Annotated in this window: 16 protein-coding genes; 10 read left to right on the top strand and 6 right to left on the bottom strand. The window is 68.1% G+C overall.

The window, feature by feature from the left end:
• Window positions 1-2 precede the first annotated feature (2 nt).
• Complete coding sequence (locus ACIBL3_RS12805; RefSeq protein ID WP_396353462.1) at window positions 3-3,344, bottom strand: NACHT domain-containing protein; 3,342 nt, start codon at window positions 3,342-3,344, stop codon at window positions 3-5.
• 162 nt (window positions 3,345-3,506) lie between these two features.
• On the opposite strand from ACIBL3_RS12805, the gene ACIBL3_RS12800 reads away from it, so the two are divergent.
• Both ACIBL3_RS12800 and ACIBL3_RS12795 read left to right on the top strand, forming a co-directional pair.
• Window positions 3,507-4,466 carry a GlxA family transcriptional regulator gene (locus ACIBL3_RS12800; RefSeq protein WP_396353461.1) on the top strand — a complete coding sequence of 320 codons (960 nt, stop codon included), beginning with the start codon at window positions 3,507-3,509 and terminating at the stop codon, window positions 4,464-4,466.
• A 90-nt stretch (window positions 4,467-4,556) separates the two neighbouring features.
• Window positions 4,557-5,114 carry a hypothetical protein gene (locus ACIBL3_RS12795; RefSeq protein ID WP_396353460.1) on the top strand — a complete coding sequence of 186 codons (558 nt, stop codon included), beginning with the start codon at window positions 4,557-4,559 and terminating at the stop codon, window positions 5,112-5,114.
• Between the two features lie 21 nt (window positions 5,115-5,135).
• On the opposite strand, the gene ACIBL3_RS12790 is transcribed toward ACIBL3_RS12795, so the two are convergent.
• Genes ACIBL3_RS12790 through ACIBL3_RS12780 form a run of 3 tightly spaced genes read right to left on the bottom strand, consistent with a single transcriptional unit; the run spans window position 5,136 to window position 8,149 of the window.
• Window positions 5,136-5,687, bottom strand: coding sequence for a DUF402 domain-containing protein (locus ACIBL3_RS12790; protein ID WP_396353459.1), 552 nt, complete (start codon window positions 5,685-5,687; stop codon window positions 5,136-5,138).
• The gene (locus ACIBL3_RS12785) at window positions 5,684-6,931 is read right to left on the bottom strand and encodes a DUF445 domain-containing protein (protein ID WP_396353458.1); all 1,248 of its coding nucleotides are present in this window, start codon (window positions 6,929-6,931) and stop codon (window positions 5,684-5,686) included. Before ACIBL3_RS12785 ends, ACIBL3_RS12790 begins: the two co-directional genes overlap by 4 nt.
• A gap of 27 nt (window positions 6,932-6,958) precedes the next feature.
• The gene (locus ACIBL3_RS12780) at window positions 6,959-8,149 is read right to left on the bottom strand and encodes an MFS transporter (protein WP_396353457.1); all 1,191 of its coding nucleotides are present in this window, start codon (window positions 8,147-8,149) and stop codon (window positions 6,959-6,961) included.
• Between the two features lie 62 nt (window positions 8,150-8,211).
• Here ACIBL3_RS12780 and ACIBL3_RS12775 point away from each other — a divergent pair, with 62 nt between their 5' ends.
• Entirely contained in the window at window positions 8,212-9,363 is a 1,152-nt protein-coding gene (locus ACIBL3_RS12775; protein ID WP_396353456.1) for an alpha-hydroxy-acid oxidizing protein, read from the top strand.
• Entirely contained in the window at window positions 9,360-10,016 is a 657-nt protein-coding gene (locus ACIBL3_RS12770; RefSeq protein ID WP_396353455.1) for an HAD family hydrolase, read from the top strand. The genes ACIBL3_RS12775 and ACIBL3_RS12770 overlap by 4 nt, the downstream gene beginning before the upstream one ends.
• Here ACIBL3_RS12770 and ACIBL3_RS12765 read toward each other — a convergent pair.
• Window positions 10,000-10,761 (bottom strand): D-Ala-D-Ala carboxypeptidase family metallohydrolase, encoded by a 762-nt coding sequence (locus ACIBL3_RS12765; protein WP_396353454.1) that lies wholly within the window; start codon window positions 10,759-10,761, stop codon window positions 10,000-10,002. The two genes, ACIBL3_RS12770 and ACIBL3_RS12765, sit on opposite strands and share 17 nt — an antisense overlap.
• 134 nt (window positions 10,762-10,895) lie before the next feature.
• Between ACIBL3_RS12765 and ACIBL3_RS12760 the strand changes: the two genes are divergently transcribed.
• Entirely contained in the window at window positions 10,896-11,024 is a 129-nt protein-coding gene (locus ACIBL3_RS12760) for a hypothetical protein (protein WP_396353453.1), read from the top strand.
• On the opposite strand, the gene ACIBL3_RS12755 is transcribed toward ACIBL3_RS12760, so the two are convergent.
• Complete coding sequence (locus ACIBL3_RS12755) at window positions 11,025-11,777, bottom strand: sugar phosphate isomerase/epimerase family protein (RefSeq protein WP_396353452.1); 753 nt, start codon at window positions 11,775-11,777, stop codon at window positions 11,025-11,027.
• A 142-nt stretch (window positions 11,778-11,919) separates the two neighbouring features.
• On the opposite strand from ACIBL3_RS12755, the gene rarD reads away from it, so the two are divergent.
• The 5 genes from rarD (at window position 11,920) to ACIBL3_RS12730 (ending at window position 17,596) form a co-directional block, all read left to right on the top strand.
• Window positions 11,920-12,837, top strand: a complete 918-nt coding sequence (gene rarD, locus ACIBL3_RS12750; protein ID WP_396353451.1) for an EamA family transporter RarD — start codon at window positions 11,920-11,922, stop codon at window positions 12,835-12,837.
• Between the two features lie 97 nt (window positions 12,838-12,934).
• The gene (locus ACIBL3_RS12745; RefSeq protein WP_396353450.1) at window positions 12,935-14,992 is read left to right on the top strand and encodes a PhoX family protein; all 2,058 of its coding nucleotides are present in this window, start codon (window positions 12,935-12,937) and stop codon (window positions 14,990-14,992) included.
• A 78-nt stretch (window positions 14,993-15,070) separates the two neighbouring features.
• Window positions 15,071-15,553 (top strand): RrF2 family transcriptional regulator, encoded by a 483-nt coding sequence (locus ACIBL3_RS12740; protein ID WP_396353449.1) that lies wholly within the window; start codon window positions 15,071-15,073, stop codon window positions 15,551-15,553.
• Between the two features lie 154 nt (window positions 15,554-15,707).
• Entirely contained in the window at window positions 15,708-17,120 is a 1,413-nt protein-coding gene (locus ACIBL3_RS12735; RefSeq protein ID WP_396353448.1) for an MFS transporter, read from the top strand.
• A gap of 17 nt (window positions 17,121-17,137) precedes the next feature.
• On the top strand, window positions 17,138-17,596 hold the full coding sequence (locus ACIBL3_RS12730) for a cupin domain-containing protein (RefSeq protein ID WP_396353447.1): 459 nt from the start codon (window positions 17,138-17,140) through the stop codon (window positions 17,594-17,596).
• The last annotated feature ends 9 nt before the right edge of the window (window positions 17,597-17,605 follow it).

The following is a 17,605-nucleotide window of genomic DNA, read 5'->3' as shown; positions in this document are numbered from 1 at the left end:
GACTAGGACGGTCCCCCGGTGGGGTCCCCGGGGGTGCCGTGGTCTGTCTGGTTCTCCGCCGTCGGGTGCTCGGCTGAGCGTGACAGCATGTTCGGTAGTGATGCGGAGGAGGCCTGGGGCCTGACGCTGCGCACGACGTATCTCACCAGCCTCATGTCTCTCGCGGTGACATCTTCGCCGCCGTTTCCAATCATGCGACCGAGATCCTTCACCAGCGCGCCGAGCAACGCTCCAGTCTCGTCACCCGACGCGGCGCCCGAGAACTGCTCCTCAACCGCAGACACCAGGCAGAGACTGGCAAGCGAATCGCCGCCCATGTACAGAACAGGCTGGCGCAGGGTGGGTAGCTCCCGCAGCAACTCGGGCCAGTCGCTGACCGCGAGGGCGAGCGCGACCGAGTCCACAGCAGCTTCGGAGACCAGCTCCAAGTACAGCTCGACAACGCTGCGGACGAAGGCGTACGGCAGCCGACGGGCACGGAGGAGCAGGCAGATCTGAGTTGCCACGGCGGTCCGTTCGCCCGCCGTCAGGTCACCGGGTGGCCCGAACGGAAGGTCGACCGGTTCGCCCAGTCCGACGGTGACCGGGATGAACCAGGAAATTGTGGACAGCGGCCAGTCGGCCTCTGCGGAGAGGTATCCGACCTTGTCGTAGAGCGCCGCGCCGAGGCGTACCCTCGCCGCCCCGTCGGGGTCTCGGGCGAGCTGAGCCCGGTGCAGATCCGCCAGCGCTGCGTGCAGGACGCCATGTCCGTCGGAGATGAAGAGACGGTGGCCTTCCCACTCGAGGCTGGACAGCATTGCCTGCCAGCCGTCGACGTCGAGCCCTGCCTGCCAAAGGTTGACCATGGATCGCCAGGCATCCAGTTCCCGGGCGGGGAACCGGGCGCTTCCGTCCGGATCGTCCTCGATTGCGATGGCGGCCATGATCAGGTTGGCCGAGTATGCGGCCAACTCCCGGACGCGGTCTCGGTCGGTCGGGCGGTATTCGGCGTACTTGCCAGAAGTGAAGCGACTGCGGTACCCGCGCAGGATCCGCTCGAGGATCGCGAGAATCTCCCTGCGCGTATGGTCCGGCAAGAGGCTCGCCAACTCGGCCAAGAACGTCAAGGACGTCAGTCGGACCGCCAACGGCTGATGGGACAGCAGAGCAAAGAGCAGGTCGTCCTCGGGCTCGCGCGAACGTCTGGCGGCTGACGAGGTCGCGGCGACGTCTGCGAGTACGTCGAGGATGTACCTGGCCACCAGGTATTCGCCGAAGGTCGCGTGCAAGAACTCGTAAGTCCGCTCACCCTGCGGACGCCGCGCGGTCCCGGCATCCGACTTGGCACGACCAGCGGAACCCAGCACGATCGCCTCGGAAGCGTGGATGAAGAAGAACTCCGCCAACAGCCGCTTTCCGAGCTCGCCGGCGACGCTCCGATCAGCGGGTCGGCCGAGCAGCGCCCCCAGGTCATCGCTCAGTTCTGTCTCGCTGACGTACTGGGTGCCGCGATTGAACATCGCCATCGCAGCGACAGCCAGCCGCTCGACCTGCTGGTCGACGAGCTCGTCGAAGGTTCCTGACGCCGGGTTGACGGCAGGATCCTTCAGTACCTCGCGGCGCGCGAAGTTCTCGATGATCCGCTGGTAGAGCTCCGCGGTCACCGTGTTCTCGTCGAGCTTCGGCGAGTTCGGATCGGACAGGTAGATCGCCAGCATCAACAACAGCAGGGGCTGCTTCGCGAGCTCCGGCTGGAGATCCGCTTCGACCACCGTCACTGCCCGGAGCTCGGTGCGCGTGATCTGGACCTGATTGACTTCCCGCCAGGTCTCGAGCCAGCTGGCGACCTGGTCGGAGTCGAAGCCCTCGAGCTTGACGATCGCACAACCGTCAGGGATCTCCACCCGGTCGGCCACCACCGTCCTGGACGTGATGATCACCACCACCGGTCGTTCCTGATCGGCCTCGATCTGCTGGAATCGGGCGACATCCTGGAGATAGCCGGTGCGGTCCGCGTTCGACGCCTGCAGCAGTTCGTCCAGTCCGTCCAGCAGGACGACCCGGGTCGTGTTCGCACACTGGTCGGCCAGTCGGGACCACTCGACGCGCCGATTGGTGGCCAGGTCCAGGCCCTCCTGGATCTGGTCCAGCACCGGCGAGTTCGCGTTGACCCCTCGAAGAGACACCCGCACGGTCGAGTAGTCGTTCGACGGCAGCCGAGCCGCCAGCACCTTGGTGAGCATCGATTTTCCGGCACCGGGATGACCGAGCAACAGCATGGGCAACCGGGTCGAGCCGGCGGCCAGAACATGACTTGCCAGCATCATCTCCAGGTCGTCCCGGACCGGCTGCCCGGCCCACCACCGTTCCTCGGCTGGTCTGACCGTCGGGCTCATCGACGCGACTCGGTACCTCGGCGTGATGAAGGCGCGGCCGATGGTCGGAAACGTCAGCGGCAGGTCCGACTGCAGGGAGCCGCTGGGAACCACAGACTGGTCGAGGTCACCGCGGTGCGCTCGCGCCAGCACAAGGCGCAGGTCTTGCTCGGTCCGAGGGTTGCCGGGCAACGATGCCAGCAACGCTTCGACGCGACTCAGCGCGCCGCGCTGGACGGTGAGCATGTCCCTCAGCCCGGCATCCAGGACACGCACCGACTCACGAGTCGCGGCGTGCTCGTGCAGCGATGCCCAGATCTGGAACTCGGTCACTGTCGAGGCCAACTCGATGAACTGGGCTTCGTAGCGTCGCCGCGCGATCCTGGCGACCGGCAGCAAATCCCGCTGCATCCTCTGCCAGGCGACCAGGCCGGAGAGGAACACCTCCGTTCGGCGAACGAGACCGCCTGCCCATTCCTCGATCTCCGCAAGGTTCTCGACATACCCCCGGGCGGCAGATGGAGCCGGCACCTCGGCCTCGTAGAGGTCGCTGATCACGTCATGCCGGACCGAGCGCGCACGTCCGTCGAGGAGCCTGAGCTTCTCCCCATCGGTGATCATCAGGGCCTTGAGGTTCTTCCGCCCGACGTGAGCCTCGAGCGCGTCGAAGAACGAGCTCACCGCGATCACCGTGTGCGCGGCATGGACCAACTGGATCCGATCGCGTCCCGCCGTACCGTCGAGCCGCTCGGACAGGTTCGCCCGGACCTGCCGGAGCAGGCCGAGTGCCTCACTCTTCTGATCGATCCATCCCCACAGCGGTGCGAGCAGCGCGAGCGGAGAGTTGACGACCGCCGCAACGCCCACGCCACCTGCAGCGAGCAGGGCGCCGCCCAGGATCTTGTCGATGGCACCCACGTACTTCGGTTCGTACTGCCCGAGAAGGCGTAGCGCTCCTTCGAAGGTCAGACTGGGATCTCGTCGCAAGTGCCCCCCTTTCGAACAGCGAATACTACGAGGGCGCCGACGGCGCACGCCAGAACCCGCGTGCTGCCTGTCGGTCACGCAAGCAACCCGCTCGTGGCCGGTGTTGGCGCGGAACGTATCTGAAATGGTTATTACCGAGCAATGGCAGGCTAGCTTGGCTGGGTGGATCAGCGTGTGGTGCTGGTGGTGGGGTACGACGGTGTCGAGCTGCTCGACATCGCCTGTGTGACGTCGTGTCTGGACATCGCCAACCGGATCGGCGCGAGTCCGCCGTACCAGGCCGTGCTGCTGACACTGGGCGGTCAGGCGGTCGCGTGCGACTCGGGGCTGCGGCTGCAGGCCGACGCGGCGCTCGAGCGGTTCAAGGAACCCTTCGACACGTTGCTCGTGTCCGGCGGGCTCGGGCACGAGAAGGCCGCCGCGGATCGCCGACTGGTCGGCCACGTACGGCGCCTCGCCGCACTGGCCCGTCGCGTGTCGTCCGCATGCACCGGCGCGACCGTGCTGGCCGAAGCCGGTCTGCTGACCGGGCGACGGGCGACGACGCACTGGATGTACGCCGACCAACTCGCCGCGAACTACCCGGAGGTCCAGGTCGACGCCGACCCGATCTACGTCCGGGACGGGCATGTCGCGACGTCCGGCGGAGTCACGAGTGCGCTCGACCTGACGCTGGCGTTCATCGAGGAGGACCACGGCGAGGCGCTGGCCCGTGGGGTCGCGATGGGCACGGTCGCGTACCTCCAGCGACCGGGCGGGCAGTCGCAGATGAGCATGTTCGTCGCGACCCGGCTGAGCGGTGACCTGCTGGTACGGCGGATCCGGGACCACATCGTCAGCCACCTCGGCACCGACCTGAGTACGCCGGCGCTGGCGCGGTTCGCCGGAGTCAGCGAGCGGCACCTGTCACGGTTGTTCCTGACCCATGTGGAGAAGACGCCGGAGCAGTACGTGCGCGGCGTCCGGACCGAGGCCGCCGCGCAGCTCGTGGTGTCGGCCGAGCTTCCGCTCGCTGCGGTCGCGCGGCAATGCGGGTTCGGGTCGACCGAGTCGTTGCGCCAGGCGTTCCTCGACCGGTACGGCGTACCTCCGTCGACGTACCGGCGGGAGCGGGCCGGCTGACCGCAGGATTCCGGCCCGTTTCCGCAGGGATCCGGACCTGATCGGCGCGGTCCGGGCCGCTTGACCGGCGGTGTTCCGGAGGATCGGCCCATGACGAACAGGGGGTTGGCGGCCAGGTGGCCGACCGCGCTGGCCTTGGTCACCATCGCCGGCGCACTCGGGCTGATCATCATCACGGATCGGGAGGCGGAGTTCTTCGGGCCGGCGGTCGCGACCATGGCCGGGATCTACCTGTTCGCGTACGCGATCGGCCGTCCGTGGACCGCCTGGGTCGCGTTCGCCGTACTGAGTGTGGTGGCGTCGATCTTCCACACCCTCTATGCCGTGGACGTGTGGGGAGTCGCCCCCGGTGTCGGCATGTCGGTCGTGCTGGGCGTGCTGTGGGTGTGGGCGATCATACGGCGCCGCTACACCGAGCCGACCTTCACGCTGGAGACTGCCGGCATGCTCTTCTTCGGCGCGATGACGATCCTCACAGTCGCCACCGGCTCGGTCGCCCTGGCCGGCCTCGGCTGGCTGTGCCACGGCGCCTGGGACGCCTACCACTTCCGCATCGACAAGGTCGTCAACCGTTCCTGGTCCGAGTACTGCGGCATCATCGACGTCGCCGTAGGCACCTCCCTCCTCGTCGTCGCCGCCACCCAATGACCGACACCGAGGAACGCAACCTCAAGACAGCGGCCGGTCCCCGAACTCGGTGAGCGGCGGGAGACCCCGCGCGATCGCCGCCCGCAACCGATCCCAGCCGACAGCACCGAACGGCTCCATCGCATCGGTGAACTGCTGCAACAGATTCAGAGCCGCTCGTACGGCGACCTCGCGCTCGACGTCATCGATGAGCCCGGCACGGTGAGCCTCAGCGAGGTCGTCCCAGTCCCGGACACCCACGGTTCCGCTCGGCCGGCGGAACGGGTCGAGTTCGAGGTCGACGTACACCCACTCGTTGTCGATCAGCGTCGGCGGCGTGCTCACGTCCGCGACCAGCCGCCCGCTGTCCAGCCAGGTCGCGAACCACCAGCCGTCCGGTGGGACGAGATGGAGCGCGTGTTGCCCCGGGCCCCCCGGTCTCGTCTCTGCCACCTCGCAGAAGGTGCCGTCGTCGCCGCGGTGGGGCGTGTGTTGCGGGGTGAAAAACCAGGTGCCGTGCTCGTCGGTCTCCAGCTCGTACGTCGGCCAGAGTCCTGAGCCCGCGGGGCGTTTGCGCTTTCGGATGAAGGTCACAGCAGTTCGCTCACGGTGTGGATGAGGAGGCCGACCAGGGCGCCTACGACGGTGCCGTTGATGCGGATGAACTGGAGGTCGCGGCCGACGTGGAGCTCGATGCGGGCGGCGGCTTCGCGGCCGTCCCAGCGTTCGATGGTGTCGGAGATGACCGAGACGATCTCGCTGCCGTAGGTGCGGATCACGTACCCGACCGCCTCGGCCGCTCGGGCATCCACCTTCGCCCGCAGCGCCTCGTCGTCCTGAAGCCGCTTCCCGAGATCCTGCAAAGCCTTGGTCCCGCGCACCCGCAACGTGCTCGCGGGGTCCGCGATCGAATCGATGAGAGCAGTCCGTACGGCGTCCCACACAGCCGTGAGGCTGGACCCCATGTCAGGATGGGTCAGCATCCGCGCCTTGAACGCCTCGAAGCGGCCCATCACCTCCGGGTCGTGCTGCAGGTCGTCGGCGAGCTGGCCGAGCAGCCGGTCGATCGCCTTGCGGGCCGCATGCGACTGGTCGTCTCGTACGTCGGCCAGCCAAGCCAGCGCCTCGCGGTGAATCCGGTCGATCACCAGCCGGTCGACCCAATGCGGCGACCAGCGCGGCGCCCGCGGACCGACCACCTCGGCCAGCAACTCCCGGTTGTCGCGCAGCCAGTCGTGTGCCTCGACCATCAGCAGGTCGAACAGCGCGTGGTGCGCGCCGTCGTCGACGACCGACTCCAGGAAGTGGCCGGCGATCGGGCTCAGCGGCTCCTTCACGAACCGCGGCAGCAGCGACCCGCGCACGAACGCGGTCACGTCCTCGTCGCCGAGCCTCGGCAGCGCCGCGCCGATCGTCCGCGCCCCCTCAGCCACGATCCGCTCCGCATGGTTGCCGGAGGCAAGCCACTCACCGGCCCGGCGGCTCACCTCGGCGGTGCGCATCTTCTCCGCCACCACTTCCTCGGACAGGAAGTTCTCGGTGACGAACTGCTCGAGGCTCTCGGCCAGGCTGTCCTTGCGGGTCGGCACGATCGCGGTGTGCGGGATCGGCAGCCCGAGCGGCCGGCGGAACAACGCGGTGACCGCGAACCAGTCCGCCAGCGCACCCACCATCGCCGCCTCGGCCGCCGCGTTCAGGTACCCCCAGCCGCCGTCGCGGTGCAGCGTGACCACGTAGATCACCGCGGCCAGCAGCAGCAACGACAACGCCACCGACCGCATCTGCCGCAGTCCGCGCCGCCGTACCTCGTCGGCCGCACTCAACGCCAAGGTCGCCATACCCCGATTCAACCAAGTCGCTGGTGATCACGGCCTCAGGCGAGTCCCTCGGCGATCCATGAAACCCGAGATCAGGGCGAGAGCGAGGCCGGCCAGGGCGAGGGCTGCGCCGAGGCGGCTGGGCCACTCGTAGCCGTAGCCGGCGGCCAGTACGACGCTGCCGAGCCAGGCACCGAGCGCGTTCGCGACGTTCAGGGTCGAGTGGTTGAGTGAGGCGGCCAGCGACTGTCCTTCGTGGGCGACGTCCATCAGCCGGGTCTGCAGCGCGGGGACCAGAATGCTCGCCGAGAAACCCATCGCGAACACCCCGGCGAGCGCGCCCGGCTTGGTCTGCGCGAGCCAGCCGAACGTGCCGAGCACGACCATGATCGCGATCAGGCCGCCGTACAGGCTCGCCATCAGCGCCCGGTCGGCCAGCCGTCCGCCGACGACGGTGCCGCACGTCATGCCCACGCCGTACACGGCCAGCACGATGGTGACCGCGGCCTCGGAGAAACCGGCCAGTTCCGTCATCGTCGGGGTGATGTAGGAGTACGTCGCGAACATGCCGCCGAACCCGACCATGCCGACCAGCAACGCCATCCACACCTGCGGGCGGGACAGCGTGCTCAGCTCGCTGCGGATGTTGACGTCACTGCCGACCGGTTGCGGCGCCACCCAGAACCACACCGCCACCAACGTGAGCAACCCGAGAACGCCGACCGCCAGAAACGGCGCCTGCCAGCCGAGCTTCTGCCCCATCAGCGTGGTCACCGGCACGCCGATGATGTTCGACACCGGCAGCCCGACCATGGTCATCGAGACCGCCCAGGCGCGCCGGGTGGGCACCAGCGAGGCGCCGACCACCGCGCCGATCCCGAAGAACGCGCCGTGCGGCACACCGGTCAGGAACCGCGCGGCCATCAGGAACTCGTAGCTGGAGGCAACCGCCGACAGCACGTTGCCGACCACGAAGACCGCCATCAGCCCGAGCAGCAACCGCTTCCGCCCGGTCCGCGCGCCCAGCGCCGCGATCACCGGCGCGCCGACGACGACCCCCAGCGCGTACGCCGAGATGACGTGACCGGCCGTCGGGATCGAGATGTTCACCCCGTCGGCGATCTGCGGCAACAGGCCCATGGTGACGAACTCGGTCGTCCCGATCGCGAACCCACCGGTCGCCAGCGCGAACAACGCCAGTCCGACATTCCGTGAAGTGGTCCGGGTGTCAGGGGTCACTGGAGCTGTCACACCTGATTGTCGCATGTGGTGCGGACCGCCCGGCCATGCAAGGATCCGGCATGGGCAACTTCGGAGACCACCAGTTGGGCATCTACCTGCAGGGCATGCTGCAAGGCATCACGCCGGAGATCACCACCGACCTGGCTCGGCTGGAGTCCCAGGCCGCCGGGAAGCTGTCCGCCGAGGCGATGGGGTACATCGTGCCAAGCGCGGGCAGCGGAGCGACTGCGCGGGCGAACCAGGCCGCGTTCGACCGCTGGCGGCTGGTGCCGCGGATGCTCCGTGGCAGCACCGAGCGCGACCTGTCCTGCACCATCCTCGGTACGTCGATGCCGGCGCCGGTGCTGATCGCGCCGATCGGCGTCCAGACGCTCGCCCACCCGGACGGCGAGCTCGCGACCGCCCGGGCGGCCGACGCACTCGGGCTGACCTACACGCACTCGACCCAGGCGAGTCACGCATTCGAGCAGATCGAGGCCAGCAGCAAGTGGTACCAGCTCTACTGGCCGACCGATCGCGACGTCTGCCTCAGCTTCCTGCAACGTGCAAAGGCCAGCGGGTACGGCGTACTCGTCGTCACCCTGGACACCGGGACCCTCGGCTGGCGTCCCGCCGACCTCGACCGCGGGTTCCTGCCCTTCCTCAAGGGTGAAGGGCTGGCGAACTACTTCAGCGACCCGGCGTTCCAGGCCAAGCTGGTCAAGCCGGTCGCCGAGGACCCGGCCGCGGCGGTCATGCACTGGGCCCAGATGTTCCCGAACGTCGGCCTGAGCTGGGACGAACTGTCGTTCCTGCGGGACAACTGGGACGGCCCGATCGTGCTGAAGGGCATTACCGCGGTCGAAGATGCCAAGCTCGCAGCCGAGAACGGTGTCGACGGCATCGTGGTGTCGAACCACGGTGGTCGCCAGGTCGACGGCGCGGTCGCCTCGCTCGACGCGCTGCCGGCGATCGCCGAAGCGGTGGGCGAGCAGTTGACCGTCCTGTTCGACTCAGGTGTCCGCACCGGCGCCGACGCAGCGAAGGCGCTCGCCCTCGGCGCGAAGGCGGTGCTGCTCGGACGGCCGCTGCTGTACGGGCTGGCGCTGGCCGGGCAGGCGGGTGTGGAACACGTCCTGCGGTGCTTCCTGGCCGAGCTCGACCTCACGCTGGCGCTGTCCGGCTACGCGAACCACCGCGAGCTCAACCGCGACTCCCTGGTCCGGGCATGAAGGCCGTCGTCTTCGACCTCGACAACACGCTCTTCGACCACACCGCGTCCGCCACGGCGGCGATCCACGGCTGGGTTCCCGAACTCGGCGGCACACCGTCGGACGAGCTGGTCGCGCAGTGGTTCGTCGTCGAGGAACGCAACTTCAACCAGTGGCTGAGCGGGGCCGTCACCCATCAAGGTCAGCGTCGCGGCCGGATGCGCGACTTCCTGCCGCTGGTCGGGCATCCGGTCCCGGCGCTCGACGACGAGCTGGACCTGATCTTCACCGGGTTCCTGCGTCACTACCAGGCGAGCTGGGCCGCCTACCCGGATGCCAAGCCCGCGCTGGAGGTTGCCCGCAGCAACGGCTTCCGGATCGGGGTGCTGACGAACGGGAGTACGACGCAGCAGAATGCCAAGCTGGCCGCGATCGGGTTGACCGACCTCATCGACGTCGTCTGCACCTCGGAAAGCCTCGGTGTCAGCAAGCCCGATCCCCAGGCCTACCTCATGACCTGCGAGGCGCTGGGCGTCGACCCGGCCGACACCGTGATGATCGGCGACAACCTCGAGCTCGACGTACTGGCGGCCCGTCAGGCGGGGCTGACCGCGCACCACCTGGACCGGGCCGCCGGGATCTCATTGCTCGACCTGCTCAGACTCCGCAGTTAGGCGCGTCCCACACGTTGCTCGTCCGGATGTCGACGTGCGTGTGGTCGTTGTGACCCGGGTAGCCCGGGCCGAAGATGCCGCCGAAGCCGTGGTTGCGGGCCTGCCTGGCCAGCGTGCACAGGGAGTGCGAACCGACCAGATCGGCCGCCCGCCCGTACAGGTGCTGACTGTTGCTCGCGCCACCGACCGCGTTGTTGCACGCGATGCTGCGGAACCCGCTGGTGACGTTCAGCGGTGCGTCGCCGAGCGCGTGCCGCATCGCTTCCAGTTGCCACATGGTCTGCAACGCATTGGCCTTGGTCGCCGCCTCGCTCAGCGGCCCGCCGTCGAATCCGGACCCACCGCAGCCGTCGTCCAGCTCGGAGTAGGTGAAGTGGATCGGTGTGCAGTCGTCGTCCTGCAACGAGTAGATCTTGCTGAACGTTGCCGGCCCGGCGATCCCGTCCGCACCCAGCCCGTACGCCGACTGGAACCGCTGCACAGCCGCCTTCGTGGCCGGCCCGAAAGCACCGTCCGTCGCCAGATGGCCGCCGTACCCGGGCCAGCCGGCCACCCGGATCTGCAGCTGTCGCACGTCTTCACCACTCATCCCCTGCGACAACGTGCGACCCCACGTGTAGCAACCGTCCGCATGGGCCTTGGTGGCAGTCACCACTTGGGTGGTGACCGTCGCGGCCAGCATCGCCGCGAACAACATCAGGATCGCCGCAATGCGCGGCAGGGGTTTGCTGAAGAGTCGGGACATCGGACACCTCCGGGGCGGTGAAGGAACCTGTCCGGCCCAGCATTACGGCACAATCCACCCCTTGACCACCCCTCAGCAAAACTTTCTGACAACCCCAGGCAACCAATCGTGGTGACCACCCGGTCGAGCAGGATGTGAGCATCGAGGACGGCACGTTGGTCGCCGGGGAGACGGGGGTGGCGGTGCGGGCTGCGGACACCTTCGACGCGTTCGTCGCGGCCCGGACCCGGGCACTAAGGGTCGGGGTGTACGACGCGCGCTGATCAGATCCAGGAGTGCAGGTCCGCTGCGTCCTTGGTCAGGCGGTCCGGGGAGTCGTCGGCGACGAACTCCAGCAAGGCGTTGATCTCCCGGTCCTCGGCGGCGAGACGATTGAGGACAGGGCGCCACAGCGACTCGCGGCCAGACAAGGGGAGGCGATTGTTGGACGGCCACCAGGAGAAGACGTGCACGGTGGTCAGCCACGGCATGAGCGCCTCGAGTTGCCCGAGGCACTCGGCGTCGGACAGGTCGACCGGCGGCTGCCAGTAGGTCTTCAGGTTCGGCGCGCCGACGTCGAGCAGCAGCGTGATGGTCGAGTCGACCTCGTCGGTCAGCGTGTTGCGGTGGAACTCCATCGCGATCTCGATCCCGGACCCGGCCGCCATATCGGCGAGCTCGGCCAGCCCGCGGGTCACCGCCATCCGGTCCCCCACCCCGGCGTCCGCCGTACCGACGTTGCCGGCCCAGACCCGGATCCGGGGTGCGCCGAGCGCCTCGGCGGTGGCGACGGCGGACCGCATCTCCTCGCGGTCGACGCTGCCGGCCCGCAGGTAGGAGCCGTACGCCGCGATCGCGAGCCCACGGTCGTCACACAGGGCCTTCACCCGCTTGGCGGTGTTCAGGTTGCCGAGCGGCACGTGCACGTCGCCACCCCACTCGATCGCCGCCAGCCCCGCGCCGGCTGCGACCTCCACCACCTCGGCGGCCGGCAACTGGCGGAACGTCACCGAGACCAGACCGGTCCTCACACCCACGCGTGCCTCCTCGTGTTCACCTCTCTATCCAACCCCATCACGCCAGCCGGTCCGCAGCGACGGCGGCCGATGACGGCCAGCCCGTCTCACGTCATGAGCAAAGCCTTTGGATGCCACTGACTACGGGCATAGGGTGTAGCACGTGCCAGAGCAGCGGAGAGGGTTCGTCTACGGCCTCACCGCCTATCTCGTCTGGGGCCTGTTCCCGCTGTACTGGAAGCTGCTGGGCCACTCCGGCGCGATCGAGGTGCTCGCGCACCGCGTGTTCTGGTCGATGGTGACCATCGCGGTCCTGGTCGTCGTACTGCGGAAGATCGGCCCGGTGAAGGCGTTGCTGCGGGAGCCGCGGCGGCGGTGGCCGTTGATCGGGGCGGCGGTGCTGATCTCGGTCAACTGGGGCACCTACATCTGGGGCGTGCACAACGACCGGATCGTGGAGACGTCCCTCGGCTACTTCATCACTCCGCTGTTCACCGTGCTGCTGGGCGTCCTGGTGCTGAAGGAGAAGTTGCGCGGGTGGCAGTGGACCGCGCTCGCGATCGCCTTCCTGGCCGTCATCGGCCTGACCATCGAGAACGGGCGGCCGCCGTGGGTGGCGATCATCCTGACGTTCTCGTTCGGCCTGTACGGGCTGGCGAAGAAGCAGGCCGGCGCCGGGGCGATCGAGGGGATGGCGATCGAGACCGCCACCGTGGCACCGGTCGCGCTGGGGGCGATCGTCGTACTGGGACTGCAGGGACAGTCGACGGTCGCGGACCACGGCGCCTGGTACCTGATCGTCGTGATGCTGGCCGGGCCGATCACCTCGATCCCGCTGATGCTGTTCGGGGCGGCCTCGACGCGGGTGTCGATGACGACGCTCGGACTGCTGAACTACATCACCCCGAGCATGCAGTTCGCGCTCGCCGTGCTGCTGTACCACGAGGCGATGTCGCCGATGCGCTGGGCCGGGTTCGGGCTGGTGTGGTTCGCGCTGGCGCTCTTCACCTGGGACAGCATGATGCACCGGCGCCGGATCCAGTCGCTGGAGCGGACCGCGCTGACCGCTTCCGCAGTGTGACCGTTCGGCTCCTCCTTGCTACTTAGGGCAACCTAAGCCTTGCGACGTTCATCTGACCTTCACTCAGTCACCGCCTGACCTCCCTAGGGTCCCGGGCGTGACCAAGTTCCTGCCGCTGATCAGCCAGATCGGCACCCGCCACGGGTCCCGAAGCTTCCGCACCTGCGAGCTCAAGTGCGCCAACCAGTGTGACCACCCGGAGCCGAACACCTCCGGCAACGAGCACATCCAGAGCGTGCTGCGCTCGGCGATCTCCCGCCGCGGCATGCTGAAGGTCGGCGCCGCCGGTGTCGCCGCCGCCGGTGTGGCCACCCTCGCCGTCAACGCCCCGGCCGCAGCCGACATGCTGACCGGCAGCGGTGGCCAGGGCAACGGTGAGTTCCCCGGCTTCGGAGGCCGCGGCGAACTGACGCACGGCGTCGTACCGCCGAACCGCAAGGACGACATCCTCATCCCGCGCGGTTACGAGCAGGCCGTCATCATCGGCTGGGGCGACCCGGTCGTGCCCGGCGCGCCGAAGTTCGACGTCAACCGGCAGACGCCCGAGGCGCAGTCGAAGCAGTTCGGCTACAACAACGACTACACGATGATCGTGCCGCTCCGCGACGACCGGAAGGCATTGCTCGTCTGCAACCACGAGTACACCGACGAGTACCTGATGTTCCCGACCGGCAAGTACGACGACGCCACGATCAAGAAGATCGCGATGGCCGCGCACGGCATGGCCGTCGTCGGTCTGGAGCGCGTCGGCCGCAGTGGTCAATGGCGCCAGGACAAGCAGCTGCCGAAGTACAACCGCCGGATCACCGTGCACACCGAGTTCGAGGTCACCGGCCCGGCCGCGGCCGACGCCCGGGTCGGCAAGAAGGCGACCGGCACGTTCGGCAACTGCGCCGGCGGCGTGACGCCGTGGGGCACGATCCTGTCCGGCGAGGAGAACTTCCAGGGGTACTTCGACGTCTCCGACACGGTCGCGGCCGAGCATGTGGCCAGCTTCAAGCGGTACGGCGTACCGACCGCGAAGGCGACGCAGAAGGGCTGGAGCACTGTCGACGCGAGGTTCGACCTGACCAAGACCCCGACCGAGGCGTACCGGTTCGGGTGGATCGTCGAGGTCGACCCGTACGACCCGAAGTCGACACCGAAGAAGCGCAGCATGCTCGGCCGGCTCAAGCACGAGGGCGCCACCATCACCATCACCGCCGACGGCCGGATCGCGGCGTACACCGGTGACGACGAGCGCGGCGAGTACATCTACAAGTTCGTCTCCACCGGGAAGTACGACCCGGACAACCGGAAGAAGAACTTCGGCCTGCTCGACGAGGGCACCTTGTACGTCGCCAAGTTCACCGGCGACGGCGCGGCGGACGGTCTGTACGACGGCACCGGCCAGTGGATCCCGCTGACCTCCGACAAGGAGTCCTTCGTCCCCGGGATGAGCGTCGCCGACGTGCTGATCAACACCCGGCTCGCGGCCGACAAGGTCAGCCCGACCCGGATGGACCGGCCGGAGGACATCGAGCGCAACCCGGTCAACGGCAAGGTCTACGCGGCGCTGACGAACAACTCCAACCGCGGCGGCACCTTCCCGGTCGACGAGGCCAACCCGCTGGCGAAGTCGCACACCCGCCCCAGCCTCGGCGCTCCGCTGGTCGAGCAGTCCGGCAACCGGAACGGGTACGTCCTGGAACTGTCCGAGGAGGGCGACGACGCGGCCAAGACCGGGTTCTTCTGGAACCTGTTCCTCGTCTGCGGCGACCCGGCCGCGCAGGAGACGTACTTCGGCGGGTTCGACAAGACCAAGGTCAGCCCGATCTCCTGCCCGGACAACGTCGCCTTCGACGGCTCCGGAAACCTGTGGATCTCCACCGACGGCAACGTACTCGGCTCCAACGACGGGATCTTCACCGTTCCGGTGGCCGGCCCGTACCGCGGCCAGGTCAAGCAGTTCCTGTCCGTGCCCTTCGCCGCCGAGGCCTGCGGACCGCTCATCTCCGACGACGACAAGACCGCGTTCGTCGCCGTCCAGCACCCGGGCGAGACCGACGGCGCGACCTTCGAGAAGCCGACCTCGACCTGGCCGCACACGCACGACTACCCGCGTCCGGCGATCGCCTGCGTGTGGCGCCGCGACGGCGGCCGCGTGGGTAGCTGACGTTTCACCCGGGAGGCCCGGCGCTCTCGGCGCCGGGCCTCTTGACTGGGCCTATTTAGGACATCTAGTATCCAGGATATGAAGATGAACGAGGGTGTCGAGTGGGCCATGCACAGCTGCGTGAACCTCAGCTGGCTGCCGGGCCGGCCGGTTACCGCCAAGCACCTCGCCGCCTTCTACGACCTTCCCACGGCGTACCTGAACAAGCAGCTCCAGGCGCTCACCCGGGCCGGCATCCTCACCTCGATCTCCGGACCGAAGGGCGGCTTCCAGCTCGCCCGCGACCCGCGCAACATCTCGCTGCTCGACATCGTGGTCGCCATCGACGGCCCGGACGAAGCCTTCCGCTGCCTCCAGATCCTCAAGGCGGGCCCGGGCGCGGACCCGAAGGCCGACTACACGAAGGTCTGCCTGGTCTCCCAGGCGATGCGGTCCGCCGAGTTGGCCTACCGTCGTGAGCTGGCAGGCCAGAGCATCGCGGACATCGCCGGCCGCGTGGTGAGCCAGAGCCCCGAGGCTCCCGAGAACACCCGCACCCGCTTCGCCAACCTCAAGTCCTGACTTTCCTTGCCTTCATCAACCGTTCCGCCAGAGTTGATTCTTCCCACTCCCTCAGCTTCTTCCCTTATCCACAGCCACTTCCGCCGGAGTTGATTCCCCCCACTCCCTCAGCTTCTTCCTTGTCCATAGCTACTTCCGCCGGAGTTGATTCTGGATGTTTGATATCCGAAATAAGCCTTACGTGCTGGCGCTGCTCGCGTTCGCGCAGCTGATCATCGCGATCGACTACACCATCGTGTTCGTCGCCGTCCCGGACATCGGCCGGGAGCTCGGCTTCGCCGCGCACAACCTGCAGTGGGTGGTCAGCGGGTACGCGGTCGCGTTCGGCGGCTTCCTGCTGCTCGGCGGCCGGATGTCCGACCTGCTCGGCCGCCGCCGGATGTTCACCCTCGGCCTCTTCCTGTACGGCGTCTCGTCGCTGGCCGGCGGTTTCGCCACGGACCCCGGGCTGCTGGTCGCGGCTCGTGGAGTCCAGGGCTTCGGCGGTGCAATCCTCGCTCCCGCCGTACTGTCGCTGATCGGGACGCTCTTCGCCGAGGGACGGGAACGCAACCGGGCCTTCTCGATCTGGGGTGCTGCCGGGGGCAGTGGGATGGCGCTCGGTTCGCTGCTGGGCGGCGTACTGACGCAGTCCTTCGGATGGCCGGCCGTGTTCTTCGTGAACGTGCCGTTGGCCGCTCTCGGAGTGGTCGCCGCGTTCGTCCTGCTTCCGGCTGACGCTGCCGCGAGACGTGGCCGTCGGTTCGACGTACCGGGTGCAGTGACGGCGACAGCCGGGATCACGTCGGTTGTGTTCGCCCTGGTTCAGGGTCCGGCCACGGGGTGGGATGTCGTCAGTCTGCTCGCCGCTGCGGTCGGCGCCGTACTGCTGACGGCGTTCGTCGTGATCGAGGTGCGGTCGCCGGATCCCCTGCTGCCACTGGGATTGCTGAAGGTGCGCAACCTCCGCACCGGCGTCTTGGTGATCACGATGTTCGCGGCGACCCTTGGGCCGCTGCTCTACTTCGAGACCGTCTACTTCCAGGACATTCACGGCTACAGCGCACTCGAGACCGGGCTCGCGTATCTCGTTCCCACGGTCGCGATCTTCGTCGGCGCCAACCTGGGTGGCCGGTTGGCGACCCGGTTCGGCTTGCATCGCACCCTAGCCGTGAGCTTCGCGGTCGCCGGTGCCGGCACTGCGTTCCTCGGTCTGGTCGTCTCCACCACGGCGTCGTACGGCGTCCTCGTACCCGCACTGTTGATCCTCGGGCTCGGCCAGGGCAGCGCGTTCACCACGATGTACGCCGCCGCGTCCACCGGAGTGGCGGCCGAGTACCAGGGCATCGGGTCCGGGATCGCGTCGACCGGTCAGCAGGTCGGCAACGCGGTCGGGCTCGCCGTCCTGGTGGCGATCGCCAACCGCGGCATCGACGGCCTGACCGGCGAAGCCCTGCGTACGGCGAGCACCCACGGCCTGCGCGTCGCCGTACTGATCGCTGCCGCCGGCATCGTCCTGACCGCCTTCCTCGCCCTCACCGCCCGCAAGACTCCGGCACCGGCACTCGTCGATGCCGTCAGCAACTAACCCGTAGGGAGAACATCATGAAGCCTGTCCTGATCCGCGCCACCGAGGCCGAGGTCCTGTCCGCCAGCGGAGTCACGCTGTTCGCCGACGTACCCGACACGAACGGCCACCTCACCAGTCACCGGTCGATCTTCAAGCCTGGCAAGGAAGGCGCTCCCCCGCACCTGCACAAGGAGGCCGCCGAGCTGTTCTTCGTGCTGACCGGCTCGCTCCGGGTACTCACCGGCGAGGACGTGATCACGCTGACGCCGGGCGACTTCCTCGTCGTACCGCCGAACACGCCACACGCCTTCGAAGCCGCCGGCGCCGAGGACACCGAGGTGCTCTTCGTCCTCACCCACGCCAAGCCGCGCTTCGACTACTACCGCCTGCTGGAGTCTGTCTACCGCGGCGACACCGAACCAGCCGAGCTCGCCAAGACCAGCGACCTCTACGACAACCACTACGTCGAAAGCCCCAACTGGCAGAACCGGTAAACCTACCCG

The sequence above is a fragment of the Kribbella sp. NPDC050124 genome (assembly GCF_044460355.1).
Taxonomy (GTDB): Bacteria; Actinomycetota; Actinomycetes; order Propionibacteriales; family Kribbellaceae; genus Kribbella.
Note: the sequence above shows the minus strand (reverse complement) of the source record. Positions and strands in the feature narration are given on the sequence as shown.